Source organism: Pelomonas sp. CA6 (assembly GCF_022549225.1).
In the GTDB taxonomy this organism is placed as follows: domain Bacteria; phylum Pseudomonadota; class Gammaproteobacteria; order Burkholderiales; family Burkholderiaceae_C; genus Roseateles.
In genome coordinates this window covers 44,900-69,778 of sequence record NZ_JAKZFD010000008.1, presented here as the reverse complement: position 1 = coordinate 69,778, position 24,879 = coordinate 44,900, and the positions used below count along the sequence as shown (strand labels likewise).

The window sequence follows — 24,879 nt, the reverse complement described above, 5'->3', positions numbered from 1 at the left end:
GGGCGGCCCAGCGTGCCCGCTGGGCCGGGGGCTCAGCGCCTCACCTTGCCGTCACCCGTCAACATCGTCAGCTCGACAAAGCCCGACCCGGTGCGCCGGCCAGGGCCGTAGCGCAGGTTGAAGCCGCCCAGGTTGTAGTTCTGCAGGCCTTCCAGCGCGCCCACCAGGCCATCGCGGCTCAGGCGCGCGACACGGCGCAGGCCCTCGGTCAGGGTCTTGGCGGCGACGAAGCCCTCGATCGCGTTGTAGTCGGGCTTGAGCGCGCCGCCCGCCTTCTGCAACGCGGCCTGGTATTCGGCGACCACGCCGGTGCCGGCCCCATAGGGGTAGGGCATGACCTGGCTGACGACAACGCCGCTGGCGTCCTTGCCCAACTCGTCCAGCAGGGCCTGGGTGCCAACGAAGGAGACGTTGTAGAACACCCCGCCATAGCCGGCCTTGCGCGCCTCGCGGATGAAGGCGGCACAGCTCTTGTAGGCGCTCACCATCACGATCGCATGCGGCGCGCCGGGCACCAGCTCGCGCACCGCCTTGGCGACATCCGCGCTGTTGCGTTCCACGGTGGACACGCTCAGCGGCTTCAGCGAATGGCTGGTCATCGCGCGCAGCACGCCGTCCAGCCCGGCCTTGCCATAGCTGTCGTTCTGATGGAACACCGAGATCTTGGACAAGCCCAGCTGCTGCAGCTGCTTGACGATCAGCGCGGTCTCGTCGAAGTAGGAGGCGCGCACATGGAAGACCCAGGGGCTGACCGGGTCGCGCAGCGCCTCGGCGCCCGTCAGCGGCGCGATGAAGGGGATGCGGTTCTGGTTCACCAGCGGCAACGCCGCCAGCGAGGTCGGCGTGCCGACATAGCCGAACAGCGCGAACACCTCGTCGTTGATGAATTTCTCGGTGTTGGCCCGGCAGCGGTCGGGCTCGTAGCCATCGTCCAGGCTGCGCAACTCGATGCCCATGCCGTTGATCCCGCCATTGGCGTTGACATGGTCGAAATAGAGCTTGGCCCCGGTCTGCATCTGCAGGCCCAGCTGGGCGGCGGGGCCGCTGAGCGGCGCGGACTGGCCCAGCACGATGCGACGGCGCTCCTGAGCCTGGGACCAGCGGCTCAACAACAGGGCAGACAGGCCGGTGAGGCAATGACGGCGATCCACGTTCAATTCCCCTCTGTTCACTGTTTTCATCGGGCGGCAGCAGGCCCGCCAGGCGTGGATTATTGCCGCCGGCCATGTCAGGGTCTTGCGCCCTCGGTGGGCAGGGGACGTAAGCAAAAGCAAGGACAACGGGCTTGTGCAATAGTTTGCGGATGAACGTTCACGCCGCCGCCACTGCCGAGTCCGCCACGGATCTCCCCACCCGCGTCGTCCACGGGGCCTGCCCGCATGACTGCCCCGACACCTGCGCGCTGCGCATCACCGTCCAGGGCGAACGGGTGGTCAAGGTGCAGGGACGGGCCGAGCACCCCAGCACCCATGGGGCGCTGTGCACCAAGGTGTCGCGCTACCCCGAGCGCACCTACCACCCCGAGCGTGTGCTGCGGCCGCTCAAGCGCGTCAGCGCCAAGCACGAGGCGCCGCGCTTCGAGCCGGTGAGCTGGTCCGAGGCCCTGGCCGATATCGCCCTGCGGCTGCGGGCGATTGCCGCCCAGGACCCGCAAGCCATCCTGCCCTACAGCTATGCCGGCACCATGGGCCTGGTGCAGGGCGAGGCCATGGCGGGCCGCTTCTTCAACCGGCTGGGCGCGTCGCGGCTGGACCGCACCATCTGCGCCTCGGCCGGCGGCGCGGGGCTGGCCGCCACCTATGGCGGCAAGGTGGGCATGCACCTGCCCTTCTTCGCGGAGGCCAAGCTGATCCTGATCTGGGGCAGCAACTCCATCGCCTCCAACCTGCATTTCTGGACCTATGCCAACCAGGCCAAGCGTCAGGGCGCGAAGCTGATCTGCATTGACCCGCGCCGCACCGAGACCGCCGAAAAATGCCACCAGCACCTCGCGCTGCTGCCCGGCACCGACGGCGCGCTGGCGCTGGGGCTGATGCACGAGCTGATCGTGAACGACTGGCTGGACCACGACTACATCGCCCGCCACGTCGAAGGCTGGGAGGCGCTGCGCGAGCAGGCCTTGGCCTGGACGCCGGAACGCAGCGCGGCGGAATGCGGGATCGGTGTCGACGAGCTGCGCCAGCTGGCGCGCGACTACGCGCAGGCGCGACCGGCCGCGATCCGGCTGAACTACGGCATGCAGCGCGTGCGCGGTGGCGGCAACGCGGTGCGCCTGATCGCGTTGCTGCCCTGCCTGACGGGGGCCTGGCGCGACCGCGCCGGCGGGCTGCTGCTGTCGTCCTCCGGCTGGTTCGCGCCCTACAAGAAGGCGGACCTGGAACGACCCGAATTGCGCGGCGACCGGCCGTCGCGCCTGATCAACATGAGCACGATCGGCGACGCGCTGCTGCACCCGGGCTCGGCCGAGTTCGGCCCGGCCGTGCGCGCCCTCATCGTCTACAACAGCAACCCGGTCGCGGTGGCGCCCGAGTCGGCGAAGGTGGTGCGGGGTTTCCAGCGCGAGGATCTGTTCACCGTCGTGCTGGAGCACTTCATGACCGACACCGCCGACCTGGCGGACTATGTGCTGCCCGCGACCACCCAGCTGGAGCATCTGGACGTGCACACCAGCTACGGCCATACCGACGTGCTGCTGAACCAGCCGGCGGTGGCGCCGCTGGGCGAGGCGCGCTCCAACACCGACATCTTCCGCGCGCTGGCCGCGGCCATGGGCTACACCGACCCCTGCTTCGCCGACAGCGACGCCGAACTGGCGCGCCAGGCCCTGGCCGACACGGTGGACTTCGCGCAGTTGCAGGAGCAGGGCTGGTTCAAGCTACCGCTGCCGGAGGCGCCCTTCGCGCAGGGGCAATACCTGACCCCGTCGGGAAAGGCGGATGCGCGCGGCGCGACCTATGTGCCCAACTATGAAAGCGCCGCCAGCAGCCCCGAGCTCGCGTCGCGCTACCCGCTGGCGATGATCTCGCCGCCGGCGCGCAACTTCCTCAACAGCAGCTTCGTCAACGTCAAGAGCCTGCGCGACATCGAGGGCGAGCAACTGCTGGAGATGCACGCGCAGGACGCCGCCGCGCGCGGCCTCGCCGACGGGCAGGTGGTGCGGGTGTTCAACGACCGCGGCAGCTACCGCTGCCGGCTCGCGGTGAGCGCGCGCGCGCGCCCCGGCGTCGTCAACGGCCTGGGCGTGTGGTGGCGCAAGCTGGGCCTGGACGGCCGCAACGTCAACGAGCTGACCCACCAGCGGCTCACCGACCTGGGGCAGGCGCCGTGCTTCTACGACTGCCTGGTGGACGTCCAGGCGGGCTGAGTCCGGCCGGCCGCCTGGCCGCCGGAGCATCGGTTCACGCCGGCATGCGGACGCTGGGGCATGGCCTGGCCCTGGCCGCGCTGCTGTTCCTGTCCGGCTGCGGTTCGCTGGGTTATTACGGGCAGGCCTTGCGCGGCCATCTGGCGATGCTGGGGCAGGCCCGGCCGGTGGAGGACTGGCTGGCCTGCGGGCAGCCGCAGGCCGGGCCGGACTGCGTCGCGCCGGACCCGGTCCTGCGCCGCCAGCTGGCGCTGGCGCAGGCCTTGCGCCGCTACGCCGTCGAGCGGCTCGCGCTGCCCGACAACGCCAGCTACACCCGCTATGCCGACCTGGGCCGCGACGCGGCGGTATGGAACGTGGTCGCGGCGCCGCCGCTGAGCCTGACGCTCAAGACCTGGTGCTATCCGGTGCTGGGCTGCGCCGGCTACCGCGGCTTCTTCCGCCGCGAGGCGGCGCAGGCCTTCGCCGCGGAGTTGGCGGCGCAGGGGCTGGAGGTGCATGTCTACGGCGTGCCGGCGTATTCCAGCCTGGGGCTGAGCAACTGGCTGGGCGGCGACCCGCTGCTGAACACCTTCATCCGCCTGCCCGAAGGGGCGCTGGCGCGCATGATCTTCCACGAGCTGGCGCACCAGCGCGTCTACGCGGACGACGACACCGCGTTCAACGAAAACTACGCCACCGCGGTGGAGACCCTGGGCGCGGCGCAGTGGCTGGCGAACCGGCCCGACGCGGCCGCGCAAGACCTGACCCTGAGGCGCCGCCACCAGGAGTGGCTGGCGCTGACGCGTCGCACGCGGGCCCGGTTGGCGGAGGTCTACGCCGGGCCGGACAGCGACGCCGACAAGCAGGCCGCCAAGGCGCGGGCCCTGCGCGCGCTGCACGAGGACTACGCCGCGCTCAAGGCGCGCTGGGGCGGCGATGCGCGCTACGACGCCGCGACCGCCGCGCTGAACAACGCCAGCCTGGCCATCCAGGGCAGCTATCTGGACCTGCTGCCCGAGTTCGAGCGCCTGTTCGATCGCTGCGGCCGCGACTGGCCGCGCTTCCATGCCGAGGTGCGGCGGCTGGCCGCGCTGCCCGCGGCCGCCCGTCGCGTAGAGTTGCGCCAGGGCGCTGCCAGTGCTGCGGCGGCGCCAGCCCCATCACCCTGAGGACCGTCCATGGCCGACATCCAGATCCATCGCGACCACCAACTCGGATTCGCGCGTGCCCGCGAAATCGCCTTTGCCTGGGCCGAGGAGGTCGAGCGGCGCTACGACATGGAATGCACGGTGCTGGAGGGCGAGACCAGCGACACGGTGGAGTTCACCCGTTCGGGGGTGAAGGGGCGTCTCATCGTGACTGGCGCGCATTTCGACCTCAGCGCCCGGCTGGGCCTGCTGCTGGGGGCCTTCAAGGCCAGCATCGAAGGCGAGATCGAGCGGGCGCTGGATCAGCTGCTGGCGGCGGAGGGCCGTGGGAAGGGGGCCGGGGGGCGGAAGGGCAAGGTGTAGTGCTTGCCGCGGGGGCGGGGTGGCTTTCTGATTGTCCTTGCTGCCCTTGCGCGCTGCGCAGAGCCCGCCGGGTTCCGGCCCGGCAGCCGGGTAACTTTCTTCTGGGGCCCAGAAGAAAGTCACCAAAGAAGAGGGCCTGAATACGATTTGACCGAGGACCGCGCTGAACACGGAGCGATGGCCCGACCACCACCGGTGCACCTCCACCGCTCAGGCTTCAAGTCGCTCGCCGGGTACGGCTCGACTCCACATCGGGCCTCATGCGAGGGCTCGCGCCAGCCGATGCTGGCGGTCTCTGGCCGCGAGCCTTGCCGCCCCTTTTGGGGCCGCCCGGCTGTTCCTCCGGGCTTGGGGGTATTCGGGGCCGGGCGCCAGGCCGCCACAAGCCGGCCCACCTGGCGATGTGCGAGCGGGGGCACTCTCGCGAGCATCGCCACCGCCGGGGGACCGGCCAGGGGCAGCCCTGGCCGAGGGGCTTACTTCAAGGATTCGATGAGGTCGATGTACTGCTGCATCGCCTCGTCGCTGCTCGTGCCCTGCAGGCCGGCCCAGGCGTCGTACTTGGCGCGGCCCACCATGTCGGTAAAGCCGGGACGGGAGCCCTGCACGTCGCCTTCGCTGGCCTGCTTGTACAGCGCGTAAATCTTCAACAGCGTCATGTTGTCGGGGCGCTCGGGCAGTTGCTTGGAGGCGGCGACGGCGGCGTCGAATTGCTCTTTGAGGCTCATGATCTCTCCTGGGTTGGACGACATCCCTGGTGACAATCGGGATGGACGGCTGGCATGTTAACCAGCAAGGTCTGGTGAAAGAACTCTAGAACGAGGAGACCCGCGTGGCCCCTGCTGCTCACCGCATGTCCAAGGTGGATACCGCCTGGCTGCGCATGGACACCGACGCCAATCTGATGATGATCCACGGCATCTGGTTCATCCGGCCCGGCATCACGCTGGAGGCGCTGCGCGAACGCGTGGCCCAGCGCCTGCTGCAGTACCCGCGCTTCCGCCAGAAGGTGGTGGAGGACACGCTGGGCGCGCAGTGGGTGGAGGACGAGGCCTTCGACATCGCCCACCATGTGCAACTGGAGCCCGCCCGCCCGCGGCGCGGGCGCGCCGGCGCATGGACCGAGAAGGCCTTGCAGCAGCGCGTCGCCGAGCTGGCCAGCACCCCGCTGGATCCGGCGCGGCCGCTGTGGCAGATGCATCTGGTGCAGGACCTGGACGGCGCCAGCGCGCTGATCGCGCGCCTGCACCACTGCATCGCCGACGGCATTGCGCTGATCGCGGTGATGCTCTCCATCACCGACGGCGGCAAGCCGCCGCCGGCACGGCGCCAGCGCGAGGCCCAGCTGTCCGAGCCCGACTGGCTCAGCGATGCGCTGCTCAAGCCCATCACCGGGCTGACGGTGAAGGCGATCGGCATGGCGGGCTCCGGCGTGGCGAAGTCCGTGGATTTGATGCTGCACCCCGAGCAGCCGCTGGACGTCTCGGTGCAGGCGGCCAAGCTGGGATACCAGATGGTCAGCGACGTCGCCGCGCTGGCGTTGATGGGCGACGACTCGCCGACCCGCCTCAAGGGCAAGCCGGGCCCGGGCAAGCGGGTGGCCTGGGGGCACCGCCTGCCGCTGGACGCGGTGAAGGCGGTGGGCAAGGCCATGGGGGTTTCGGTCAACGACGTGCTGCTGAGCTGCGTGGCCGGCGCGCTGGGCGGCTACCTGCGGGCACAGGGCGACGAGGTCGACGGCAAGGAGATCCGCGCGATGGTGCCGGTCAACCTGCGCCCGATGGAACGGGTCTACCAGCTGGGCAACCGCTTCGGGCTGGTGCCGCTGCTGCTGCCCATCGGCATCGACAACCCGGTGAAGCGGCTGTACGCGGTGCATGCGCGCATGCAAGAACTCAAGGGCAGCCTGCAGCCGGTGCTGGCCTTCGGGCTGCTGTCGGCGGCGGGTCTGCTCATCAAGCCGGTGCAGCATGCGATGCTGAACATCTTCGCGCGCAAGGCCACCGCGGTGATGACCAATGTGCCGGGGCCGGCCGAGCCGCTCAAGTTCTGCGGCTCCACCGTGGAGCGGGTGATGTTCTGGGTGCCGCAGTCGGGCGACATCGGCGTCGGCGTCAGCATCCTGACCTATGCCGGGCAGGTGGAGTTCGGGCTGATCACCGACGCCGGCCTGTGCCCGGATCCGCAGGCCGTGGTTGATCGATTCGAACCGGAGTTCCGCAAGCTGCTGATGCTGTCGCTGATGCTGCCCTGGGAGGAGCGCGTCTGATCGGCGCCGGGCGCGGGCCCGGCCGCCGCCACGAGGACGCGCGCGCCGGCCCGGCCTTGGCGCTCGCCTTCAGCGTCGCATCGCGTCGCGCTTGCTTTGCATGGGCAGTCCCAGCTCATAGGACGCCCAATCCAGCTCGCCGGCCGAGCGTGCGCGCTCCAGTTCGGTGAGCACCTGCACGCGGCTGGGTGACGCGCGGCGATAGCCCGCGGCCGTCGGGTAGTCGGCCAGCAGTCGCCCAGGATCCAGCGCGGTCTTGTACAGCGCGTATTCCTCGTCGGTGCAGGGCATGCCCATGTCCTGGCCGGGTTCGGGGGGTGGGTAGGGCGTGGTCGACGGGGTGGTCACCGGCGGCGGGGCCGATGGGTCGGCGGGCGTCGTGGTGCCCGACTGCCCGCGTTGCTCCCGCTTCGCCAGCGCGCAGTCGGCCCGGCCCGCGGCCTCCTCGCTGCTGTAGCCGTTCGAGCGGCTGTCGTTGCCATAGGCCTTGCCGGCGGTCGGGGCGGCCGTCGGCATCTTTTCGTCGGTCTGAGCCTGGAGAGGGGCGCAGCCCAGCGCCAGGGCGGACAGAAGCAGAATGCGGGTCATCGCCATGATGACCTCCTTTCGGCAGGACGGAATCGCGGCGATGGGGAGGGATCACCGCATCGGCAGCGCCCGCTGCCGACCTTCAAGCTTACTCAGGGTATTCCCTGGCTTCAACTTTGTGACAGGGGATTCGTCGGACCACGAACGACAACGCCGCCCGAGGGCGGCGTTATGGGCGGGGGCTGGCGCCGGCTTACTTGGCCGCGGCCTTGGGGCGGCCCGCGGCGGTGGGGTAGGCCGCCATCACGCGAGCGGGGTCCGCGCTGGCTAGGTACTGGGCGTACTGTCCCTCGCTGCAGGGCAGGGCGCGGCCGGCCTGCTGTTCGCCGCGGTACTCGCCCTTGTTGTAGACGAAACGGTACTCGTGGGCGGCGGGCGCCCCTTCCATCGCGACGGGGTGCTGGCTGGCGCATTCGGCACGCAGCGCCCGGGCGGTGGCGTTTTCATTGGCGGCCTGGGCCAGCGGCGCGGCCAGAGCCAGCAGGGCGGCGAGGGAAAGGGTTCGCTTCATGGGGAAGAGGTCTCCGCAAAGGACAGGGGAACCGAGCCGACGGCGAGGCCGCAGCTCGACAGTCCCTAGGTTAAAGGCTGGCGTGTCGCCGCACCAACCGCATTTGCGGGTGTCCGGGCGAGGGGTGTTCAGGGTTTGTTCCGAGGGATGTCGCCCGTCGTGCTGCTAGCGGCATCGGACCCGGACTGCAGCACGAGCAGCCGGCTGGCGGCCCGCCACTCATAACGCGTCTGCGGCAGCAGTCCGCCCAGCCCGCCTTGGACCCAGATCGGTTGCGCGCCAGCGGCGCAGAAGCGCGCCGGCCGCCCGTCATCGCGATGCAGCACCACGGCCTCCAGGCGCAGCGGCACGCAGCCTGGCGCGATGCAGTTCACCAGCGGCGGCTGGCTGGCCATCACCGACAGGCTGTGCCAGCGGCCCGGCAGCAGTTCGCCCAGCGTCTGCGGCGTGTCGGCCGGGTGGCTGTCCAGGCGTTCGAGCAGGTCCATGCAGGCCGGCGTTTCGGCGGCTGGCGCTGGTTCCGGCGCGGCCGCCCGCGCTGCGGCCGCGAGCGACAGCGCGGCCAGCAGCAGCGCCAAGTGGGCGGCGGTCTTCACTCGTCGTCCAGCTCCGCGCGCGCCAACTCCACGTCCAGGCACTCCATCGCATCCATGGGTTCGCAGGCGGCGGCATTGGCGTAGAGGGCCTCGGCGTCCTTCAGCTTCTTCTCGCCCTCCAGCATGACCAGGCCGTTGGCGTACTCGATCATCGCGATCGCGCTGCCCGGGTTGAGCTTGAGCGCCTGCTGGTAGAGCTTGAGTCCGGTGGCGGCATCGGCGCCCTGAGTGCGGCCCAGCAGCTTGCCGACCTTGTCGATCACCTCGGCATGGAAGGCGCCCAGCGCAATGTGGGCGTCGGCGTGCTTGGGTGCCAGCGTGATCGCGGTCTCCAGCGCGTTCTTCACCTTGCCGCCCAGACCCTGGGCCAGCGCCTTGGCCACGCTGATGCCCTGGCTGTAGCGGCCCAGCGCATAGGCCTGCCAGTACCAGGCGGCGGCGTTCTTGGGTTCCTCCGCCTGCAGTGCCTCGGCGCGCTGGGCGACGGCGAGGAACATCTCCAGCTTGGTCTTTTCCTTCTTCTCCAGGTAGTTGGCGTAGATCGCCTGGGCCTTGTTGGCCACCGTGATGCCGGCGCTGGAGCCCGCGGCCAGACCGGCCTCGTGGGCCTGCTGGAATTCACCCGCATGGAACAGCGCCCAGGCCTGCTGCACCGCGGCCTCCTTGGGCCAGGGTTCGGCGTCGCCCTGGTGCAGCCGCGCCCAGTGCTTCTTGAGCTGGGCGGCGTCGTACTGGAAGGCGCTGTTGTCGTAGGGGAAGGCGGTCCACTTGGCCATGGTGCGTTGTCTCCTCGGGTGGGGCTTGTCGGTTCGCGTCCTCAGGGGTTCTGGTAGCGGTCGGCGATGGCGAACAGGTGGTCGCGCGAACCCGGTTCCAGATAGGGCAGCAGCAGGCCCAGCACATGGAAGGCGCCGCGCATCATCGCGCTGCCGGCGGCGCCGGGCTCCAGCGCGTGGCGCGGATCGCGCACGTATTCATAGCTCAGCCAGTAGCTCAGCAAGACCACCATCGCGTTGGCGGTCGGCGGGGCTTCGCGCGGCTGCATGCGTAGCGCGCCGCCGATCTGCAGGCCGGCCAGCACCTGGGTCATGGCCAGGTTCTTGCGTTCCAGCACGGTCTGGAAGTGCGTTTCCAGCGTGCGATTCTTGGACAGCAGGTCGTTCAGGTCGCGGTAGAGGAAACGGTACTGCCAGACCAGCTCGAACAGCATGTGCAAGAACAGCCAGGCGTCCTCCACGTGGCGCACGTTGTCGGCCGCGCCCAGCAGTTCGCCCAGTTGGCGCTCGTACTGGCCGAACAGCGCATTGATCAGCTCGTCCTTGGCCGGGTAGTGGTAGTACAGATTGCCCGGGGAAATGCCCAGTTCGGCCGAGATCAGCGTGGTCGAGACATTGGGCTCGCCGAAGCGGTTGAACAGGTCCAGCGTGACTTCGAGGATGCGCTCGGCGGTCCGGCGCGGCTTCTTGGTGGCCATGGGGTCGCGGATGTGGGACTGACCCATTCTGGCATCAAGCTCGCTCATTTCCCTAGGGCGGCGGATCCAATCCCCGCTCCCTACAATCCCTGCCCATGCTCGCCAGCCCCCCACCGCAGACCGGCACCAGACCGGAAGCCCCGCCCGCGATACGTTTCGATCAGGTCAGCAAGACCTACCGCGGCGGCCAGTTCAAGGCCCTGGACGGGGTGTCGTTCGACATCCATCAGGGTGAATTCTTCGGCCTGCTGGGCCCCAATGGGGCCGGCAAGACCAGCCTGATCAGCATCCTCGCCGGCCTGTCGCGTGCCAGCGGCGGTGCGGTCTCGGTGCTGGGCCACGACGTGGTGAAGGACTATGCGCAGGCGCGCAAGCTGCTGGGCATCGTGCCGCAGGAGCTGGTCTTCGATCCCTTCTTCAACGTGCGCGAGACGCTGGAGATCCAGAGCGGCTATTTCGGCGTCCGCAACAACGGCGCCTGGATCACCGAGCTGCTGGAGAACCTGGGCCTGGCCGACAAGGCCAAGGCCAACATGCGCCAGCTCTCGGGCGGCATGAAGCGCCGCGTGCTGGTGGCGCAGGCCCTGGTGCACCGGCCGCCGGTCATCGTGCTGGACGAGCCCACCGCGGGCGTGGACGTGGAGCTGCGCCAGACCCTGTGGCAGTTCATCGCCCGGCTCAACCGCGAGGGCCACACGGTGCTGCTCACCACCCACTATCTGGAAGAGGCCGAGGCCCTGTGCCATCGCATCGCGATGCTCAAGGCCGGCCGCATCGTCGCGCTCAAGCGCACCAGCGAGCTGCTGGCCGACACCGCGTCCACCATGCTGCGTTTCAAGACCGACGCCGTGCTGCCGCCGGAGCTGGCGGCACAGGCGCGCATCACCGGTCGCATCGTGCAGCTCAAGGCCCACGACGCCGCCGAGGTCGAGACCCTGCTGGGCCGCCTGCGCGGCGCCGGCGTGCCCATCGAAGACCTCGAGATCGGGCGTGCCGACCTGGAAGACGTGTTCATTGAAATCATGCAGTCCGCGGGACGGGAGGGGCAGTGATGGGAGCGATCCGCATCGAAGGGGCTCGCACCCTGTTCTACAAGGAGGTGCTGCGTTTCTGGAAGGTCAGCTTCCAGACCGTGGGAGCGCCCGTGCTCACGGCCGTGCTGTACCTGCTGATCTTCGGCCACGTGCTGGAGGACCATGTGAAGGTCTATGGCACGGTGGGCTACACCAGCTTCCTGATCCCGGGGCTGGTGATGATGAGCGTGCTGCAGAACGCCTTCGCCAACAGCTCCTCGTCGCTGATCCAGAGCAAGATCACCGGCAACCTGGTCTTCCTGCTGGTCTCGCCGCTGTCGCACTGGGCCTGGTTCCTGGCCTATGTGGGCGCCTCCATGGTGCGCGGCCTGGTGGTGGGGCTGGGCGTGTTCGCGGTTACCTGCTGGTTCGCGCCGCCGGGGCTGGCGCAGCCGCTGTGGATCCTGGCGTTCGCGCTGCTGGGCGCGGGCATGCTCGGTTCGCTGGGCGTGATCGCCGGGCTGTGGGCCGAGAAGTTCGACCAGATGGCGGCCTTCCAGAACTTCATCATCATGCCCATGACCTTTCTGTCGGGCGTCTTCTATTCGGTGCACTCGCTGCCACCGTTCTGGCAGGGCATCAGCCACCTGAACCCCTTCTTCTACATGATCGACGGCTTCCGCCACGGCTTCTTCGGCGTCAGCGACGTCTCGCCGTGGACCAGCCTGGCGGTGGTGGGCAGCAGCTTCGTGCTGATCGCCGGACTCGCGCTGGCGCTGCTGCGGCGCGGCTACAAGGTCCGCTACTGAGCGGCCCCGGGGCCGCGCCCCGCGCGGTCCCCGGCACCCAAGCCCGCGGGCGGCCCTACCACTTCAGCCAGTGGCGCCCCGCGAGCGCGCCCAGCGCCGCCGACAGACCCATCCCGAGCACATACCAGAGCGCGACGAAGGGAGCGCCCATCTCGGGGCAATGCAACGCATAGACGCTGGCGCCCACCGCGCCGGCCAGCCAGCCGGCGGTGGCGCCCGCCAGCAGGGGCCGCGTCGGCGCGAGCCCCTGCAAGGCCCACAGCAGGCCCAGACCCGTGGGCAGCGCCGTCGCGGTCACATTGAACACGCAGCTGCGCCAGGTCGTGCCCAGCACCAGCGGCAGGCGGGCGGCCGGCTCGGCCGAGCCCAGCACCGCGGCCGCCCAGACCCAGAGCAGCAGCACGGGCAGCGCCAGGCCCAGCCACCAGCCCCCGATCCGCGCGGCCGGATGGCCGAGCCGGAACACCACGACCAACCCGCTGGCCGTCACCGCCAGGGGCATGGCCAGCTTTTGCCAGAACGCGGCGCTTCCCACGACCTCGGGCAGGTCCGCGCGCAGGCCGAAGGCGCTGTGCACCCAGAGCAGGGCCAGCGCGAGGCCGGCCGCCAGCGCGAGGGCGATGCGGCGCTCGCCGGCATGCGCGGGCACGCGGCCGGGAGCCTGGGCCAGCAGTCCGATCAGGTTCTCGGTCTTCATGTCATCTCCTTCCACAGGCGCGCCAGCGCCTTCAGCCCGCGGTGCACGCCGACCTTGACCGCGGATTCGCTCATGCCTGTCAGCCGCGCGGCTTCCTCCACCGACAGCCCTTCAAGCTTGGTGTGCAGGATGGGCAGGCGCTGGTTCGCGGGCAGCCGCTCCAGCAGCCGACCCAGATCGCGCCGGACCTCGCCGGCCTCGTGGTCGGCCGTGGCGAACACGGCGAGGTCTTCGTCCAGCGGGTCGTGCAGCGCCTCGCGCCGTCCGCGCTGGCGCCAGAGGTCGACCAGCTTGTAGCGCGCCAGCGCATGCACCCAGGCCGTCAGCGGCTCGCCGCGGCGGTAGCTCTGGCGCTTGGCATGCACCGCCAGCAGCGTCTCCTGCACCAGATCCTCGATCTCGTCCGGCAGCTGCAGCAGGCGCCGCCGGAAGTAGCCGCGCAGCAGCGCGCTCAGGCGCTGGAGGAAGCGGTGGTAGGCCACCGCATCCCCATCCAGTCCCGCCAGGAAGAGGTCATGAAGCTCTTGTTCCGTCGCGATCACGGGATCTATTCGCGCCATGAGGCCGCAAGGTTACAGGGGGGGCGAAAAAAAATTCCAGAACTTTCGCCAGCGGCGCTGTAACCCGGGGCGCGACGGGGACGAACTAGCTGCCGGAACGCCCAGGCCATCGCGCCGCGTCCACCCTGCAAGCCATGTTTCCATCCACAAGGAGCACCTCATGAAATCGTCCCATCTGACTCTGGCCCTGGTCACGCTGACCGCCCTGTCCTCGGCCGCCATGGCGCAAGACGGCAAGCCCGCTGCCGCCGAAAAGGAGCGCTGCTATGGCGTGGCCATGGCGGGCAAGAACGACTGCGCCGCCGGGCCGGGCACCACCTGTGCCGGCACCTCGAAGATGGACTACCAGGGCAATGCCTGGAAGTACGTCCCCGCGGGCACCTGCACCGCGATCAAGACGCCCAAGGGCATGGGGTCGCTCACCCCGATCAAGTCCTGATCGGCGCGCGCCATGACGGACGGGCTGGGCGCGGGCCTGGGCTTCAAACCGGAGTTCGCGGACGCGGCGCTGGCCGCGCGTGAAACCGGGCTGTGGTTCGAGGTCCATCCCGAGAACTATCTCGTCGCGGGCGGGCCGCGCCTGGCGCTGCTGGAAGCCCTGCGCGCCAGCCATCCGCTGTCGCTGCATGGGGTCTCGGCGTCGCTGGCCGGCGCCGAGCCGCCGGACCCGGACCACCTGCGCCGCCTGTCCCTCCTGGTCGATCGCTTGCAGCCGGCCCTGGTTTCGGAGCATCTGGCCTGGAGCCGCTTGGGCGGCGCCTATGGGCCGGACCTGCTGCCGGTGCCACGCACCACCGAGGCGCTGCAGCGCGTGGCCGCCAACATCGCGCGGATGCAGGACGCGCTGCGGCGCCGCGTGGCGATCGAGAACCCCTCGCACTACGTGCATCTGGCGCATGACTGGGGCGAGACCGATTTTCTCCACGAGCTGGTCCGCCGCAGCGGCTGCGGGCTGCTGATCGACCTCAACAATGTCTTCGTGTCGGCCCACAACGTCGGCATCGACGCCGCGGCCTGGATCGACGCGATCAATGGCGCGGCCGTGATGGAAATCCATGTCGCCGGCCATCGCGCCGACGCGGGCGACGTCACCGGTCTGCTGATCGACAGCCATGACGCGCCGGTCGCGGAGCCGGTGTGGGCGCTGCTGCAGGCCCTCACGGCCCGCATCGGCGCCCGTCCGACGCTGATCGAGCGCGACGGCCAGATTCCGCCGTTCCAGGTGCTGGCCGGCGAGCGCGCGCGGGCGCAGGCGCTGCTCGATGCGCCGGTCCGGCGGCCGCAGGAGGCCCTGCCATGACGCTGGCCGAGTTCCAGGCCGGGTTCTGGCGTGCCCTCTGGGCCGAGCCGGGCGACACGGGGCAGGGCTTTGGCGTGGCGACACAGGCCGGGTTCTCGGTCTACCGGAACACCGTGCTGAAGGGCTGCGTCGATGCGCTGCTGTCCTTGTACCCCGCCGTGCATCGGCTCACCGGCGACGCCTGGATGCAGGCGGCGGCCCTCGACTTCGCGCGTGGCCATCCGCCGACCAGCGGGGCGCTGCAGCACTACGGCGCCGGCTTCGCGGCGTTCCTGGACGAGGCGCTGGCCGGCGGCGAACTGCGTTGGCTGGGCGAGGTGGCCCGCCTGGACCGGTTGTGGAACGACAGCCATGTCGCCGCCGACGCGCCGGTGCTGGGCCTGGCGGCGTTCGCGCGGCTGGATGCCGAACGGCTCGGCGCCTGCCGGCTGCGGCCGCATCCGGCCGCCTGCTGGCGCTGGAGTCCCGACTGGCCGGCCTTCAGCCTGTGGCAGGCGGCCCGCAGCCAGGCCGCCGACCCCAATCCGCCGCACTGGCGGGGTCAGGGGGCGTTGCTGACGCGGCCAGCGGGGGCCGTGACGGCGCTGGAGATCAGCGCCGCCGACTGCGCCTTGCTGGACGCCTGCGCCTCGGGCGAGCCGCTGGACGCCGCCCTTCACGCGGCCCTGGCCCGCGCCCCCGGCGTCGACCCGGGGGCCGGCCTGGCCCGCCTTGTGCAACACGGCGCCTTCGCCGCGATCATGGAGCTTCCGTCATGAACCTGCCTCTCCCGCGCGCGCACCGCGCCGTGGCCCCTAGGCTGCCCGCGCTGCGGGCGCGTCTTGAACGATGGATCTCGCACGATCTGATCGCGCTGGCCTGCCGCTTCAGCATCGCCGGCGTGTTCTGGATGTCGGGCCGGACCAAGGTCGAGGGCTGGGCCACGCTGACGGACACCACCTTCCTGCTGTTCCGGCAGGACTACGCCCTGCCGCTGATCCCGCCGGATTGGGCCGCCTATCTGGCGACCACCGCCGAGCACCTGCTGCCGGTGCTGCTGGTGCTGGGGCTGGGCACGCGCCTGGCCGCGCTCGGCGTGCTGGGCATGACGGCGGTGATCCAGCTGTTCGTCTATCCCTCGGCCTGGCCCACGCACCTGAGCTGGGCCGCGCCCATGCTCTATCTCCTTGGGCGCGGCCCGGGACGCTGGTCGCTGGATCAGTGCCTGCCCTGGCGCGCGCGGGGTGCCGAACGCGGCCGCGGCTGACCCGGCGGGGCGACGGGCCGGCCCGCGCGCTGGGCGAGGCCCAGTTAGAATGCCGCCCATCATGGCCGATCCCACCCCCGCCGAAGTCCAACGCTATATCGCCGATGGCCTCTCCTGCACCGAGTTGCAGGTGGACGGCGACGGCCGGCATTTCTTCGCGACCATCGTGTCGGCCGAATTCGAAGGGCTCAACCGGGTGCGCCGCCACCAGCGGGTCTACCAGGCCCTGGGCGAGCGCATGCGCGAGCAGATCCACGCGCTGTCGATGAAAACCCTGACCCCCGCCGAATGGGCCCAGCAGGGCTCGGCCGAGCATCACCATTCCTGAACGCCACCCGGCTGCTGAAGCGGGTGGCGGCGAGTTGCCGCACGAGGTGATCCCGCTGCCGTCCCGCTGAGAGTCGATCCCACGATCTCAACAAGGACCCCCGCATGATCACCCTGGCGCTTTCCAAGGGCCGCATCTTCGAAGAGACCCTGCCGCTGCTGAAGGCGGCCGGCATCGAGGTGCTGGAGAACCCCGAGACCTCGCGCAAGCTCATCCTGCCCACCAACCAGGACGAGGTCCGCGTGGTGCTGGTGCGCGCCACCGACGTGCCCACCTATGTGCAATACGGCGGCGCCGACCTGGGCGTGGCCGGGCGCGACGTGCTGATCGAGCATGGCGGCGACGGCCTCTACCAGCCGCTGGACCTGCGCATCGCGCGCTGCCGCATGAGCGTGGCCACGCGCGACGACTTCGACTACGCCAGCGCCGTGAAGCAGGGCTCGCGCATCCGCGTGGCGACCAAGTACACCGAGATCGCGCGCCAGCATTTCGCCGAGAAGGGCGTGCACGTGGACCTGATCAAGCTGTACGGCTCCATGGAGCTGGCGCCGCTGACCGGCCTGGCCGACGCCATCGTGGACCTGGTCTCCACCGGCAGCACGCTGAAGGCCAACCGGTTGATCGAGGTCGAACGGATCATGGACATCTCCTCGCGCCTGGTGGTCAACCAGGCGGCGCTCAAGCTCAAGCGCGAGCGACTGCGGCCGCTGATCGACGCCATCGCCGCCGCCATTCCCGCCTGAGCCCGCCTACCGCCGCCCATCCCCCGCCCGCCGTTCAAGAAGCCATCGCCATGAGCAATCCCGCCTCCACCCCCTTGGCCCTGCGCCGCCTCAGCACCGCCGACGCCGACTTCGAGGCGCGTTTCCAGCAGGTGCTGCACTGGTCGGCAGACACCGACGCCGCGATCGAGCAGCGCGTCGCCGAGATCCTGGCCGACGTGCGCGCGCGCGGCGATGCCGCGGTGCTGGACTACAGCGCCCGCTTCGATGGCGTGCAGGCGGCCTCGCTGACGGCGCTGGAATTGACGCGCGAGGAACTGCGTCAGGCCTTCGACGGCCTGCCGGCGCAGCAGCGCGACGCGCTGGAGCAGGCCGCCGCGCGGGTGCGCCGCTACCACGAGCGCCAGAAGAAGGCCTGCGGCGAGAGCTGGAGCTATCGCGACGAGGACGGCACGCTGCTGGGGCAGAAAGTGACCCCGCTGGACCGCGTCGGCATCTATGTGCCCGGCGGCAAGGCCGCCTATCCGTCCAGCGTGCTGATGAATGCCATCCCGGCCCAGGTGGCCGGCGTGCCCGAAATCGTGATGGTGGTGCCCACCCCGCGCGGCGAAAAGAACCCACTGGTGCTGGCCGCCGCCTATGTGGCCGGCGTGCATCGCGCCTTCACGATAGGTGGCGCGCAGGCCGTGGCGGCGCTGGCCTATGGCACCGCCACCGTGCCGCGCGTGGACAAGATCACCGGCCCGGGCAACGCCTACGTGGCCAGCGCGAAGAAGCATGTGTTCGGCCAGGTGGGCATCGACATGATCGCCGGCCCCAGCGAGATCCTGGTGCTGGCCGACGGCACGACGCCGCCGGACTGGGTGGCGATGGACCTGTTCAGCCAGGCCGAGCACGACGAGCTGGCGCAGAGCCTTTTGCTGTGCCCGGATGCGGCCTACATCGAACAGGTGCGCGAGGCGATCGAGCGTCTGCTGCCCACCATGCCGCGCCAGGCCGTGATCCGCGCGTCGCTGGAGGGGCGCGGCGCGCTGATCCTGACGCGCTCGATGGACGAGGCCTGCGAGCTCAGCAACCGCATCGCGCCGGAGCACCTGGAGGTCTCCAGCCGCGAGCCGCAGCGCTGGGAGCCGCTGCTGCGCCATGCCGGCGCGATCTTCCTGGGCGCCTACACCAGCGAATCGCTGGGCGACTACTGCGCCGGCCCCAACCATGTGCTGCCCACCTCGGGCACCGCGCGCTTCTCGTCGCCGCTGGGTGTGTACGACTTCCAGAAGCGCTCCAGCCTGATCGAGGTCAGCGAGTCCGGCGCCCAGCAGCTGGGTCCGATCGCCGCGACCCTGGCCTATGGCGAAGGCTTGCAGGCCCATGCGCGGGCCGCGGAGTTGCGCCTGCGTCGCTAGGCCGCGACGCTGCCGTTGTGCGAATTGCGAAACTTTTTCGGCCGAGCCACAAATCCTTGGCATTCGGGCCCTTCGGCGATCCGTCCACCCATGGCAGAGCCGTCCCCCTTGTCCTAGCATGGCCCGAACGGCCGCCGGGCGACCCGGACCCAACAAAGGCGGCCAAACCATAAAGGTGGTGGCCCATGAAGTTTTCGGACCTGCGCGTCGGCATTCGCATTTCCCTGGGTTTTGCCGCGGTACTCGCGGCAACCTTGCTGGTGGGCGCGGTGGCGCTCAGCCGTATCGCGGTGATCCAGGCCAACGTCGCCGACCTGGCGACGAACTGGCTGCCGTCGATCAGCAACATCGGTGAATTGCGCGATCAGGTCAGCCAACTGCGCCGCGCCGAGATGGCCATGTGCCTGCAGGAGGTGGTCGTCGAGGTCGAGAAGGAGCAGGAGCGCATCAAGACCCTGCGCGAGAAGACCATGCCGGCGGTGATCAAGGCCTATGTCGCCGAGATCACCGGGCCCGCCGAAGAGGCGCTGTGGAAGGATGTGGACACCAAGATCAAGGACTATCTGGTGGTCCAGGACAAGCTGATTAGCTTCCGCAAGCAGGGCATCAAGTACGAGTACATCCCGCTGGTGGTGGGCGAGTCCAAGGCCAAGGCCGATGCGATTGGCGCCGCGCTGGACAAGCTGGTTCAGTTCAACATCGACGGCGGACGCAAGGCCTACGAAGACGCCAAGAAGACCTACGACAATGTCGTGATCTCCATGGTGGTGCTGATCGCCATCTCGCTGGCCGCCGGCGCGGCGCTGGCCTGGATGCTGACGCGCAGCACGGTGCAGCCGCTGGTGAGCATGGTGGATCTGGCGCGCAAGGTGGCCGACGGCGACCTGACCGTGCGCGTGGACGCCTCGGGCAAGGACGAGCTGGGCCAGCTGGCCCGGGCGCTGGACGACATGAAGGGCGCGCTGAACCGCTCGCTGGGCACGGTGCGCCACAGCGCGGAGATGATCGCGATGTCCAGCGCCGAGGTGGCGGCCGGCAGCAGCGACCTGTCCGCGCGCACCGAGCAGATGGCCTCCAGCCTGGAGGAGACCTCGGCCACCATGCACGCGCTGACCGACACGGTGAAGCAGAACGCCGATGCCACCCGCCAGGCCAGCCAGCTGGCGCAGAACGCCAGCCAGGTGGCCGGCCGTGGCGGCTCGGTGGTCGACCAGGTCGTGACGACCATGGACGAGATCAACAACGCCTCGCGCCGCATCGCCGACATCATCGGCGTGATCGACGGCATCGCCTTCCAGACCAACATCCTGGCGCTGAACGCGGCGGTGGAAGCGGCGCGCGCCGGCGAACAGGGGCGCGGCTTCGCGGTCGTGGCCGGCGAGGTGCGCCTGCTGGCGCAGCGCTCGGCCGAGGCGGCCAAGGAAATCAAGGGCCTGATCGGCACCTCGGTCGACCGCGTGGACGCCGGGTCGCGGCTGGTCGACGAGGCCGGCAGCACCATGCGCGAGCTGGTGACCGCGGTGCAGCGCGTCACCGACATCATCCAGGAGATCTCCAGCGCCACGCAGGAGCAGAGCGTCAGCCTCAGCGAGGTGGGGCAGGCGGTGATGCGGCTGGACGAGGTGACGCAGCAGAACGCCGCGCTGGTGGAAGAGTCCAGCGCCGCGTCCGAGTCGCTGCGCGAGCAGGCCGCCAGCCTGCAGCAGGTGGTCGGCCAGTTCCGGATCGCGGCGTCCAGCTGAGCGCGGCGCTCAACGCTGCAGCGCGCGCTGCGCGGCCCGGCCCCACAGCGGGTCGGGGTGGCGGTCCTGCCACCAGGCCAGCGCATGGACCAGCTTGATCGCATGGTCGTCCGACTGGGTGCAGGCCTGGGCCAGCAGCTGCGGCCAGTCGCTGGGCGCGGGCCAGTCGGACGCGGCGGGCGGATGCGCGGCGTCGTCCTGCCACAGGCGTGAGGCCAGGCTGGCCGCGGCCACGGCGCCCAGCAGCCGGGTCCGTGCAGCCGGTGTCAGCGGCTGGACCTGGTCCAGCACGGCGGCCGCGCGCAGCCCGGTGACCATGTGCAGCACCGTGAAGTTGCCGCTGCGCAGATAGCGCGCCGCGGCCGCGCGCGCCAGCGCCATCAGCAGGTCTTGCGGCGGCAGTGGCTCGGTCGCCAAGCTGCCCGCCCAGCGCCGCCAGGCACGGCCGCGCGCGGCGGTCTGCATGCGCTGCGCGATCAGCGGGGCGTCCGATTGCCAGGTCGGCGCGTCGTGGCGCTGGACCGCGTCCAGCCGATCCAGCCACAGCGCGGGGTCGCCGATCTCGGGCGCCGCGGCCGGCGTTTCGGGCAGCGGCAGCCAGCGGCTGCCCCAGTAGGCGAGGGCTTCGACCAGCTCGGCGTCGACGCCCGACTCCAGCGCATGGGCCGTGCGGATCAGGCCGTGGAAGGCCGCGGCGCCCGGGCTTTCCAGCAGCAGCGGCAGGGCCTGCGTCAGCAGCAGCGGCCGTCCCTGTTGACGCAGCTGCTGCGCCAGGCTCTGGCGCAGGTCGGCGTGGAAGTCGAAACTGCCCAGCAGCGCCGGCCAGTCGCGCAGGCGGCGGCCCTCGTCGCGCTGCGGTGTCAGCGTGTGGCTGGCGCGGTAGCCGTTCGCGAAGCGGTCCAGCTGGTTGGGCGAGGCGCCCATCGCGTCCAGCGCGGCCAGCGCCATGGGCAGGTGGCTGCCGAGTTGCTGGCCGTATTCGGGCGAGAGACGGTGCAGCGAGGCGAGCCGGGATTGCAGTTCGGGGGAGGCGGTTCTGAGCAGCACGAGGGACTCCGGGTGAAAGGATCTTGGGTGCTACTGTGAAAGTTAAAGTAAGCTTTAAGTCAAGCGCGGCGGCTGGAATGGACAAGGCGCCGCCCGTCGGACCTGAACGAAGGAGGGTTGAGGCATGGGCCATGGACCTGCAACGCGCAGCTGGATCGAAATCGGCGAATTGGCCCGGCGTTCCGGCGTGGCCGCGAGCGCGCTGCGTTTCTACGAACAGCAAGGCCTGATCGAAGGCGGACGCAGCCCGGCGGGGCGGCGGCGCTACCCCCGGCAGGTGCTGCGCCGCGTGGCGTTCATCCGCGTGGCGCAGTCGCTGGGGCTGTCGCTGGAAGACATCCGCGCCGCGCTGGCCGGCCTGCCCGGCGGGCACGCGCCCAGCCCCCAGGACTGGGCCCAGCTCGCCGCCCATTGGCGGCCCCTGCTGGACGCGCGCATCGCCGCGCTGACCCGGCTGCGCGACCAGCTGGACAGCTGCATCGGCTGCGGCTGTCTGTCCATGCAGCACTGCGCGCTGTACAACCCCGAGGATCGCGCCGCCGCGCTGGGCGCCGGCCCGCGCTATCTGATGGGCGACCGGCCCTCGGCCCTGCCGCGCTCCGAGTCGGATTAACTACACGAAGTTCGTGTAACACGAACTTCGTGTTATTCTGGGCGCATGAAGAACGTGACCGTGACCATGGAAGACAGCGTGGCCGAATGGGCCCGGCTGGAAGCCGCGCGGCGCAACACCAGCGTTTCGCGCCTGATCGGCGAGATGCTGGCCGAGAAGATGCGGCACGACGATGCCTACGAGCGCGCGATGAACGAGTGGCTGGCGCGGCCGGCGCTGTTCAGCTCAGACGGCAGTGCCTATCCGCGGCGGGACGAGGTCCATGGCGAACGCTCCTAAGGTCTTTGTCGACACCCAGGTCCTGCTCTATGCGGACGACGCCGCCTTTCCCGACAAGTACCGGCAGGCGCGCGACTGGCTGCGCCAGCTGTGGCTGCGCCGCTGCGGGCGTGTCAGCACGCCGGTGCTGAGCAGCTATTACCTGCAGGCCACGCAGCGCCTGCATCCGCCGATGAAGCAGGGCGACGCGCGCGCCGAGGTGCGCCGCTACCAGCACTGGAAACCCTGGCAGGTGGACCACCAGACGGTGGAGACGGCCTGGGCCATGGAGGCCCGCTTCCAGCTTGGCTGGAGCGACGCGCTGACCGTGGCCGCCGCCATCCACCAGGGCTGCCGCTACCTGCTGTCCGAAGAGCTGCCGCAGGGCCAGCAGTTCGACCACGTACAGATCATCAACCCCTTCCTGGTCGGGCCCGAGCTGCTGGACCAGGCCCCGGAGGACGCGTCCCAACCATGAGCACGACTCTTCCCGAGCGCATGCAGCGCGTGCTGCGCGCCGATGTCCAGGGCATGCACGGCTATGCGGTGCAGCCCAGCGCCGGCTTGGTCAAGCTGGACACGATGGAGAACCCCTTCCCGCTGCCGCCCGAGCTGCGCGCTGCGCTGGGTGCGCGCCTGGGCCAGGTGGCGCTGAACCGCTACCCGGCCGAACGCGGCGAGCTGCTGCGCGCCGCGCTGGCGCGCCACGCGGGCATGCCCGAGGGCTGCGACCTCATGCTGGGCAATGGCTCGGACGAGCTGATCAGCCTGATCACGCTGGCCGCCGACGTGCCGGGCAACGTGGTCCTGGCGCCGCTGCCGGGCTTCGTGATGTACGAGATGAGCGCCAAGCTGCAGGGCCTGCGCTTCGTCGGCGTGCCGACCGACGCCGACTTCCAGCTCGACGGGCCGGCCATGCTGGCGGCGATCCGCGAGCACCGGCCGGCCATCGTCTGGCTGGCCTATCCGAACAACCCCACGGCCAACCTGTGGGACGACGCCGTCATCGACGCCATCATCGAGGCCGCGCCGGGACTGGTGGTGATGGACGAGGCCTACCAGCCCTTCGCCGCGCGCGACTCCATGGCCCGGCTGGCCCGCCACGAGCATGTGCTGCTGATGCGCACGATGAGCAAGTTCGGCCTCGCCGGCGTGCGCATCGGCTATCTCATGGGCCGCAAGCCGCTGATCCGCGAGCTGGACAAGCTGCGCCCGCCCTTCAACATCAGCGTGCTGAACTGCGAAGCGGCCCTGTTCGCGCTCGAGCACGAGGACGAGTACGCGCGCCAGGCCGCGGTGATCCGCGCCGAGCGCGAGCGGGTCTTCGCCGCGCTGCAGGCCCTGCCCGGCGTGCGCCCCTTCCCCAGCGAGGCCAACATGATCCTCGCGCGCGTGCCCGACGCGGCGGCCATCTTCGCCGGCATGAAGGCGCGCGGCGTGCTGATCAAGAATGTGTCGGCGCTGCACCCCTTGCTGGCGCAGTGCCTGCGCATCACGATAGGCACGCCCGATGAAAATACGCAGATGCTGGCGGCCTTTGCCGCCGCGCTGAAGGAATGCACCGCATGAGCACCGAACAAGATCAGGCCGGCCGCATCGCCGAAGTCCGCCGCGACACCAAGGAAACCCAGATCCGCGTGCGCGTGAACCTGGACGGCACGGGGCAGGCCCAGCTCAACACCGGCATCGGCTTCTTCGACCACATGCTGGACCAGATCGCGCGCCATGGCCTGATCGACCTGGAGATCGAGGCGCGCGGCGACCTGCACATCGACGGCCACCACACGGTGGAGGACGTGGGCATCACGCTGGGCATGGCGGTGGCCCAGGCCATCGGCGACAAGAAGGGCATCACCCGCTACGGCCACAGCTATGTGCCGCTGGACGAGGCGCTGTCGCGCGTGGTGGTGGACTTCTCGGGCCGTCCGGGGCTGGCGATGGACGTCCGCTTCACGGCCGGCAGCATCGGCGCCTTCGACACCCAGCTCGCGTTCGAGTTCTTCCAGGGCTTCGTCAACCATGCGCTGGTGTCGCTGCACGTGGACAATCTCAAGGGCCACAACGCCCATCACCAGTGCGAAACCATCTTCAAGGCCTTCGGACGCGCGCTGCGCATGGCGATGACGCCGGACCCGCGCTCGGCCGGCATGATCCCGTCCACCAAGGGGAGCTTGTGAGATGAAGCGCAGCGTCGCCGTCGTCGACTACGGCATGGGCAATCTGCGCTCGGTGTCGCAGGCGGTGCTGCATGCCGCGCAGGACCAGGGCGTGGAGGTGGTCATCACCCACCGTCCCGAGGAGGTCCTGGCCGCCGAGCGCGTCGTGCTGCCCGGCCAGGGCGCGATGCGCGACTGCATGCAGGAACTGGCCGCCTCCGGCATGAAGGAGGCGGTGCTGCATGCGGCGGCGAACAAGCCGCTGATGGGCGTCTGCGTGGGCATGCAGATGTTGCTGACCCACAGCGAGGAACAGGACACCCCGGGCCTGGACCTCATCCCCGGCGACGTTCGCCGCTTCCGGCTCGAGGGCCAGCGGCAGCCCGACGGCAGCCGCTACAAGGTGCCGCAGATGGGCTGGAACCGCGTGCACCAGCAGCGTGCCCATCCGGTCTGGGGCGAGGTGCCGGACCAGAGCTGGTTCTATTTCGTGCACAGCTTCTATGCCACCCCGTCGGACCCGCGCGACAGCGCCGGCGAAAGCGACTACGGGCTGCGCTTTACCTGCGCAGTGGCCCGGGATAATATTTTTGCCACCCAATTCCACCCCGAGAAAAGTGCTGCGTTCGGGCTTGCGCTGTATCGCAACTTCCTGCACTGGAAGCCCTGAGGCTTTCCACAACGCTTCTC

30 protein-coding genes are annotated in these 24,879 nt (G+C 70.0%); 20 read left to right on the top strand and 10 right to left on the bottom strand.

Going from position 1 to position 24,879, the window contains the following annotated elements; all coding sequences use genetic code 11:
* Positions 1–32 precede the first annotated feature (32 nt).
* The gene (locus LZ017_RS14285; RefSeq protein WP_374109926.1) at positions 33–1,181 is read right to left on the bottom strand and encodes an ABC transporter substrate-binding protein; all 1,149 of its coding nucleotides are present in this window, start codon (positions 1,179–1,181) and stop codon (positions 33–35) included.
* Between the two features lie 122 nt (positions 1,182–1,303).
* On the opposite strand from LZ017_RS14285, the gene LZ017_RS14280 reads away from it, so the two are divergent.
* The 3 genes from LZ017_RS14280 to LZ017_RS14270 are packed head-to-tail and all read left to right on the top strand — an operon-like array spanning position 1,304 to position 4,857.
* The gene (locus tag LZ017_RS14280) at positions 1,304–3,364 is read left to right on the top strand and encodes a molybdopterin-dependent oxidoreductase (RefSeq protein WP_241397539.1); all 2,061 of its coding nucleotides are present in this window, start codon (positions 1,304–1,306) and stop codon (positions 3,362–3,364) included.
* Positions 3,365–3,408: 44 nt separating this feature from the next.
* Entirely contained in the window at positions 3,409–4,515 is a 1,107-nt protein-coding gene (locus LZ017_RS14275) for an aminopeptidase (RefSeq protein ID WP_241397538.1), read from the top strand.
* A gap of 9 nt (positions 4,516–4,524) precedes the next feature.
* Positions 4,525–4,857 carry a polyhydroxyalkanoic acid system family protein gene (locus LZ017_RS14270; RefSeq protein ID WP_241397537.1) on the top strand — a complete coding sequence of 111 codons (333 nt, stop codon included), beginning with the start codon at positions 4,525–4,527 and terminating at the stop codon, positions 4,855–4,857.
* Positions 4,858–5,333: 476 nt separating this feature from the next.
* Here the strand turns inward: LZ017_RS14270 and LZ017_RS14265 are convergent, their stop codons facing one another.
* Positions 5,334–5,585, bottom strand: a complete 252-nt coding sequence (locus LZ017_RS14265) for an acyl-CoA-binding protein (RefSeq protein WP_241397536.1) — start codon at positions 5,583–5,585, stop codon at positions 5,334–5,336.
* A 125-nt stretch (positions 5,586–5,710) separates the two neighbouring features.
* On the opposite strand from LZ017_RS14265, the gene LZ017_RS14260 reads away from it, so the two are divergent.
* Positions 5,711–7,126, top strand: a complete 1,416-nt coding sequence (locus LZ017_RS14260) for a wax ester/triacylglycerol synthase family O-acyltransferase (RefSeq protein ID WP_241397726.1) — start codon at positions 5,711–5,713, stop codon at positions 7,124–7,126.
* Positions 7,127–7,195: 69 nt separating this feature from the next.
* Here the strand turns inward: LZ017_RS14260 and LZ017_RS14255 are convergent, their stop codons facing one another.
* The 5 genes from LZ017_RS14255 to LZ017_RS14235 form a co-directional block, all read right to left on the bottom strand.
* Positions 7,196–7,720 (bottom strand): hypothetical protein, encoded by a 525-nt coding sequence (locus LZ017_RS14255; RefSeq protein ID WP_241397535.1) that lies wholly within the window; start codon positions 7,718–7,720, stop codon positions 7,196–7,198.
* Positions 7,721–7,907: 187 nt separating this feature from the next.
* The gene (locus LZ017_RS14250) at positions 7,908–8,225 is read right to left on the bottom strand and encodes a hypothetical protein (protein WP_241397534.1); all 318 of its coding nucleotides are present in this window, start codon (positions 8,223–8,225) and stop codon (positions 7,908–7,910) included.
* A 128-nt stretch (positions 8,226–8,353) separates the two neighbouring features.
* Complete coding sequence (locus tag LZ017_RS14245; RefSeq protein WP_241397533.1) at positions 8,354–8,821, bottom strand: hypothetical protein; 468 nt, start codon at positions 8,819–8,821, stop codon at positions 8,354–8,356.
* Positions 8,818–9,597 carry a hypothetical protein gene (locus LZ017_RS14240; RefSeq protein WP_241397532.1) on the bottom strand — a complete coding sequence of 260 codons (780 nt, stop codon included), beginning with the start codon at positions 9,595–9,597 and terminating at the stop codon, positions 8,818–8,820. Before LZ017_RS14240 ends, LZ017_RS14245 begins: the two co-directional genes overlap by 4 nt.
* A gap of 41 nt (positions 9,598–9,638) precedes the next feature.
* A complete protein-coding gene (locus tag LZ017_RS14235) occupies positions 9,639–10,295 on the bottom strand; it encodes a TetR/AcrR family transcriptional regulator (RefSeq protein WP_241397725.1) in 657 nt (218 codons plus the stop codon).
* A gap of 95 nt (positions 10,296–10,390) precedes the next feature.
* On the opposite strand from LZ017_RS14235, the gene LZ017_RS14230 reads away from it, so the two are divergent.
* Together LZ017_RS14230 and LZ017_RS14225 are read left to right on the top strand one after the other, a co-directional pair.
* The gene (locus LZ017_RS14230) at positions 10,391–11,347 is read left to right on the top strand and encodes an ABC transporter ATP-binding protein (protein WP_241397530.1); all 957 of its coding nucleotides are present in this window, start codon (positions 10,391–10,393) and stop codon (positions 11,345–11,347) included.
* On the top strand, positions 11,347–12,117 hold the full coding sequence (locus LZ017_RS14225) for an ABC transporter permease (RefSeq protein WP_241397525.1): 771 nt from the start codon (positions 11,347–11,349) through the stop codon (positions 12,115–12,117). Before LZ017_RS14230 ends, LZ017_RS14225 begins: the two co-directional genes overlap by 1 nt.
* Before the next feature lie 55 nt (positions 12,118–12,172).
* On the opposite strand, the gene LZ017_RS14220 is transcribed toward LZ017_RS14225, so the two are convergent.
* A complete protein-coding gene (locus LZ017_RS14220) occupies positions 12,173–12,814 on the bottom strand; it encodes an NrsF family protein (protein ID WP_241397523.1) in 642 nt (213 codons plus the stop codon).
* Positions 12,811–13,374, bottom strand: coding sequence for a sigma-70 family RNA polymerase sigma factor (locus LZ017_RS14215; RefSeq protein WP_241397521.1), 564 nt, complete (start codon positions 13,372–13,374; stop codon positions 12,811–12,813). Before LZ017_RS14215 ends, LZ017_RS14220 begins: the two co-directional genes overlap by 4 nt.
* 160 nt (positions 13,375–13,534) lie before the next feature.
* Between LZ017_RS14215 and LZ017_RS14210 the strand changes: the two genes are divergently transcribed.
* From LZ017_RS14210 to LZ017_RS14175, 8 genes are all read left to right on the top strand, one after another.
* On the top strand, positions 13,535–13,813 hold the full coding sequence (locus LZ017_RS14210; protein ID WP_241397519.1) for a DUF2282 domain-containing protein: 279 nt from the start codon (positions 13,535–13,537) through the stop codon (positions 13,811–13,813).
* A gap of 12 nt (positions 13,814–13,825) precedes the next feature.
* A complete protein-coding gene (locus tag LZ017_RS14205; RefSeq protein ID WP_241397518.1) occupies positions 13,826–14,674 on the top strand; it encodes a DUF692 domain-containing protein in 849 nt (282 codons plus the stop codon).
* The gene (locus LZ017_RS14200; protein ID WP_241397516.1) at positions 14,671–15,432 is read left to right on the top strand and encodes a DNA-binding domain-containing protein; all 762 of its coding nucleotides are present in this window, start codon (positions 14,671–14,673) and stop codon (positions 15,430–15,432) included. Before LZ017_RS14205 ends, LZ017_RS14200 begins: the two co-directional genes overlap by 4 nt.
* On the top strand, positions 15,429–15,920 hold the full coding sequence (locus LZ017_RS14195; RefSeq protein ID WP_241397514.1) for a DoxX family protein: 492 nt from the start codon (positions 15,429–15,431) through the stop codon (positions 15,918–15,920). The genes LZ017_RS14200 and LZ017_RS14195 overlap by 4 nt, the downstream gene beginning before the upstream one ends.
* Positions 15,921–15,981: 61 nt before the next feature.
* Positions 15,982–16,248 (top strand): BolA family protein, encoded by a 267-nt coding sequence (locus tag LZ017_RS14190; RefSeq protein WP_241397512.1) that lies wholly within the window; start codon positions 15,982–15,984, stop codon positions 16,246–16,248.
* Positions 16,249–16,352: 104 nt separating this feature from the next.
* On the top strand, positions 16,353–16,991 hold the full coding sequence (gene hisG / locus LZ017_RS14185; RefSeq protein WP_241397510.1) for an ATP phosphoribosyltransferase: 639 nt from the start codon (positions 16,353–16,355) through the stop codon (positions 16,989–16,991).
* A 50-nt stretch (positions 16,992–17,041) separates the two neighbouring features.
* Complete coding sequence (gene hisD, locus LZ017_RS14180; RefSeq protein ID WP_241397509.1) at positions 17,042–18,373, top strand: histidinol dehydrogenase; 1,332 nt, start codon at positions 17,042–17,044, stop codon at positions 18,371–18,373.
* A 185-nt stretch (positions 18,374–18,558) separates the two neighbouring features.
* Positions 18,559–20,115: a methyl-accepting chemotaxis protein gene (locus tag LZ017_RS14175; RefSeq protein ID WP_241397508.1), complete on the top strand. Its 1,557-nt coding sequence runs from the start codon at positions 18,559–18,561 to the stop codon at positions 20,113–20,115.
* Between the two features lie 9 nt (positions 20,116–20,124).
* Here LZ017_RS14175 and LZ017_RS14170 read toward each other — a convergent pair whose 3' ends face one another.
* Entirely contained in the window at positions 20,125–21,162 is a 1,038-nt protein-coding gene (locus tag LZ017_RS14170) for a questin oxidase family protein (protein ID WP_241397507.1), read from the bottom strand.
* Between the two features lie 124 nt (positions 21,163–21,286).
* Between LZ017_RS14170 and soxR the strand changes: the two genes are divergently transcribed.
* From soxR to hisH, 6 genes are read left to right on the top strand one after another with little or no spacing between them, the layout of a single operon-like run.
* A complete protein-coding gene (gene soxR / locus LZ017_RS14165) occupies positions 21,287–21,775 on the top strand; it encodes a redox-sensitive transcriptional activator SoxR (RefSeq protein WP_241397505.1) in 489 nt (162 codons plus the stop codon).
* Between the two features lie 45 nt (positions 21,776–21,820).
* A complete protein-coding gene (locus LZ017_RS14160) occupies positions 21,821–22,054 on the top strand; it encodes a CopG family transcriptional regulator (RefSeq protein WP_241397504.1) in 234 nt (77 codons plus the stop codon).
* Complete coding sequence (locus LZ017_RS14155; protein ID WP_241397501.1) at positions 22,038–22,511, top strand: PIN domain-containing protein; 474 nt, start codon at positions 22,038–22,040, stop codon at positions 22,509–22,511. Before LZ017_RS14160 ends, LZ017_RS14155 begins: the two co-directional genes overlap by 17 nt.
* Entirely contained in the window at positions 22,508–23,602 is a 1,095-nt protein-coding gene (hisC, locus tag LZ017_RS14150; RefSeq protein ID WP_241397499.1) for a histidinol-phosphate transaminase, read from the top strand. Before LZ017_RS14155 ends, hisC begins: the two co-directional genes overlap by 4 nt.
* The gene (gene hisB / locus LZ017_RS14145) at positions 23,599–24,210 is read left to right on the top strand and encodes an imidazoleglycerol-phosphate dehydratase HisB (RefSeq protein ID WP_241397498.1); all 612 of its coding nucleotides are present in this window, start codon (positions 23,599–23,601) and stop codon (positions 24,208–24,210) included. Before hisC ends, hisB begins: the two co-directional genes overlap by 4 nt.
* A gap of 1 nt (position 24,211) precedes the next feature.
* The gene (gene hisH / locus LZ017_RS14140) at positions 24,212–24,859 is read left to right on the top strand and encodes an imidazole glycerol phosphate synthase subunit HisH (RefSeq protein WP_241397497.1); all 648 of its coding nucleotides are present in this window, start codon (positions 24,212–24,214) and stop codon (positions 24,857–24,859) included.
* Positions 24,860–24,879: the final 20 nt, after the last annotated feature.

Bases quoted from the DNA above. Each gene is read 5' to 3' on its own strand.
- LZ017_RS14285 (WP_374109926.1), bottom strand. From the start codon at position 1,181: ATGAAAACAGTGAACAGAGGGGAATTGAACGTGGATCGCCGTCATTGC.
- LZ017_RS14280 (WP_241397539.1), top strand. From the start codon at position 1,304: ATGAACGTTCACGCCGCCGCCACTGCCGAGTCCGCCACGGATCTCCCC.
- LZ017_RS14275 (WP_241397538.1), top strand. From the start codon at position 3,409: ATGCGGACGCTGGGGCATGGCCTGGCCCTGGCCGCGCTGCTGTTCCTG.
- LZ017_RS14270 (WP_241397537.1), top strand. From the start codon at position 4,525: ATGGCCGACATCCAGATCCATCGCGACCACCAACTCGGATTCGCGCGT.
- LZ017_RS14265 (WP_241397536.1), bottom strand. From the start codon at position 5,585: ATGAGCCTCAAAGAGCAATTCGACGCCGCCGTCGCCGCCTCCAAGCAA.
- LZ017_RS14260 (WP_241397726.1), top strand. From the start codon at position 5,711: ATGTCCAAGGTGGATACCGCCTGGCTGCGCATGGACACCGACGCCAAT.
- LZ017_RS14255 (WP_241397535.1), bottom strand. From the start codon at position 7,720: ATGGCGATGACCCGCATTCTGCTTCTGTCCGCCCTGGCGCTGGGCTGC.
- LZ017_RS14250 (WP_241397534.1), bottom strand. From the start codon at position 8,225: ATGAAGCGAACCCTTTCCCTCGCCGCCCTGCTGGCTCTGGCCGCGCCG.
- LZ017_RS14240 (WP_241397532.1), bottom strand. From the start codon at position 9,597: ATGGCCAAGTGGACCGCCTTCCCCTACGACAACAGCGCCTTCCAGTAC.
- LZ017_RS14235 (WP_241397725.1), bottom strand. From the start codon at position 10,295: ATGGCCACCAAGAAGCCGCGCCGGACCGCCGAGCGCATCCTCGAAGTC.
- LZ017_RS14230 (WP_241397530.1), top strand. From the start codon at position 10,391: ATGCTCGCCAGCCCCCCACCGCAGACCGGCACCAGACCGGAAGCCCCG.
- LZ017_RS14225 (WP_241397525.1), top strand. From the start codon at position 11,347: ATGGGAGCGATCCGCATCGAAGGGGCTCGCACCCTGTTCTACAAGGAG.
- LZ017_RS14220 (WP_241397523.1), bottom strand. From the start codon at position 12,814: ATGAAGACCGAGAACCTGATCGGACTGCTGGCCCAGGCTCCCGGCCGC.
- LZ017_RS14215 (WP_241397521.1), bottom strand. From the start codon at position 13,374: ATGGCGCGAATAGATCCCGTGATCGCGACGGAACAAGAGCTTCATGAC.
- LZ017_RS14210 (WP_241397519.1), top strand. From the start codon at position 13,535: ATGAAATCGTCCCATCTGACTCTGGCCCTGGTCACGCTGACCGCCCTG.
- LZ017_RS14205 (WP_241397518.1), top strand. From the start codon at position 13,826: ATGACGGACGGGCTGGGCGCGGGCCTGGGCTTCAAACCGGAGTTCGCG.
- LZ017_RS14200 (WP_241397516.1), top strand. From the start codon at position 14,671: ATGACGCTGGCCGAGTTCCAGGCCGGGTTCTGGCGTGCCCTCTGGGCC.
- LZ017_RS14195 (WP_241397514.1), top strand. From the start codon at position 15,429: ATGAACCTGCCTCTCCCGCGCGCGCACCGCGCCGTGGCCCCTAGGCTG.
- LZ017_RS14190 (WP_241397512.1), top strand. From the start codon at position 15,982: ATGGCCGATCCCACCCCCGCCGAAGTCCAACGCTATATCGCCGATGGC.
- hisG (WP_241397510.1), top strand. From the start codon at position 16,353: ATGATCACCCTGGCGCTTTCCAAGGGCCGCATCTTCGAAGAGACCCTG.
- hisD (WP_241397509.1), top strand. From the start codon at position 17,042: ATGAGCAATCCCGCCTCCACCCCCTTGGCCCTGCGCCGCCTCAGCACC.
- LZ017_RS14175 (WP_241397508.1), top strand. From the start codon at position 18,559: ATGAAGTTTTCGGACCTGCGCGTCGGCATTCGCATTTCCCTGGGTTTT.
- soxR (WP_241397505.1), top strand. From the start codon at position 21,287: ATGGGCCATGGACCTGCAACGCGCAGCTGGATCGAAATCGGCGAATTG.
- LZ017_RS14160 (WP_241397504.1), top strand. From the start codon at position 21,821: ATGAAGAACGTGACCGTGACCATGGAAGACAGCGTGGCCGAATGGGCC.
- LZ017_RS14155 (WP_241397501.1), top strand. From the start codon at position 22,038: ATGGCGAACGCTCCTAAGGTCTTTGTCGACACCCAGGTCCTGCTCTAT.
- hisC (WP_241397499.1), top strand. From the start codon at position 22,508: ATGAGCACGACTCTTCCCGAGCGCATGCAGCGCGTGCTGCGCGCCGAT.
- hisB (WP_241397498.1), top strand. From the start codon at position 23,599: ATGAGCACCGAACAAGATCAGGCCGGCCGCATCGCCGAAGTCCGCCGC.
- hisH (WP_241397497.1), top strand. From the start codon at position 24,212: ATGAAGCGCAGCGTCGCCGTCGTCGACTACGGCATGGGCAATCTGCGC.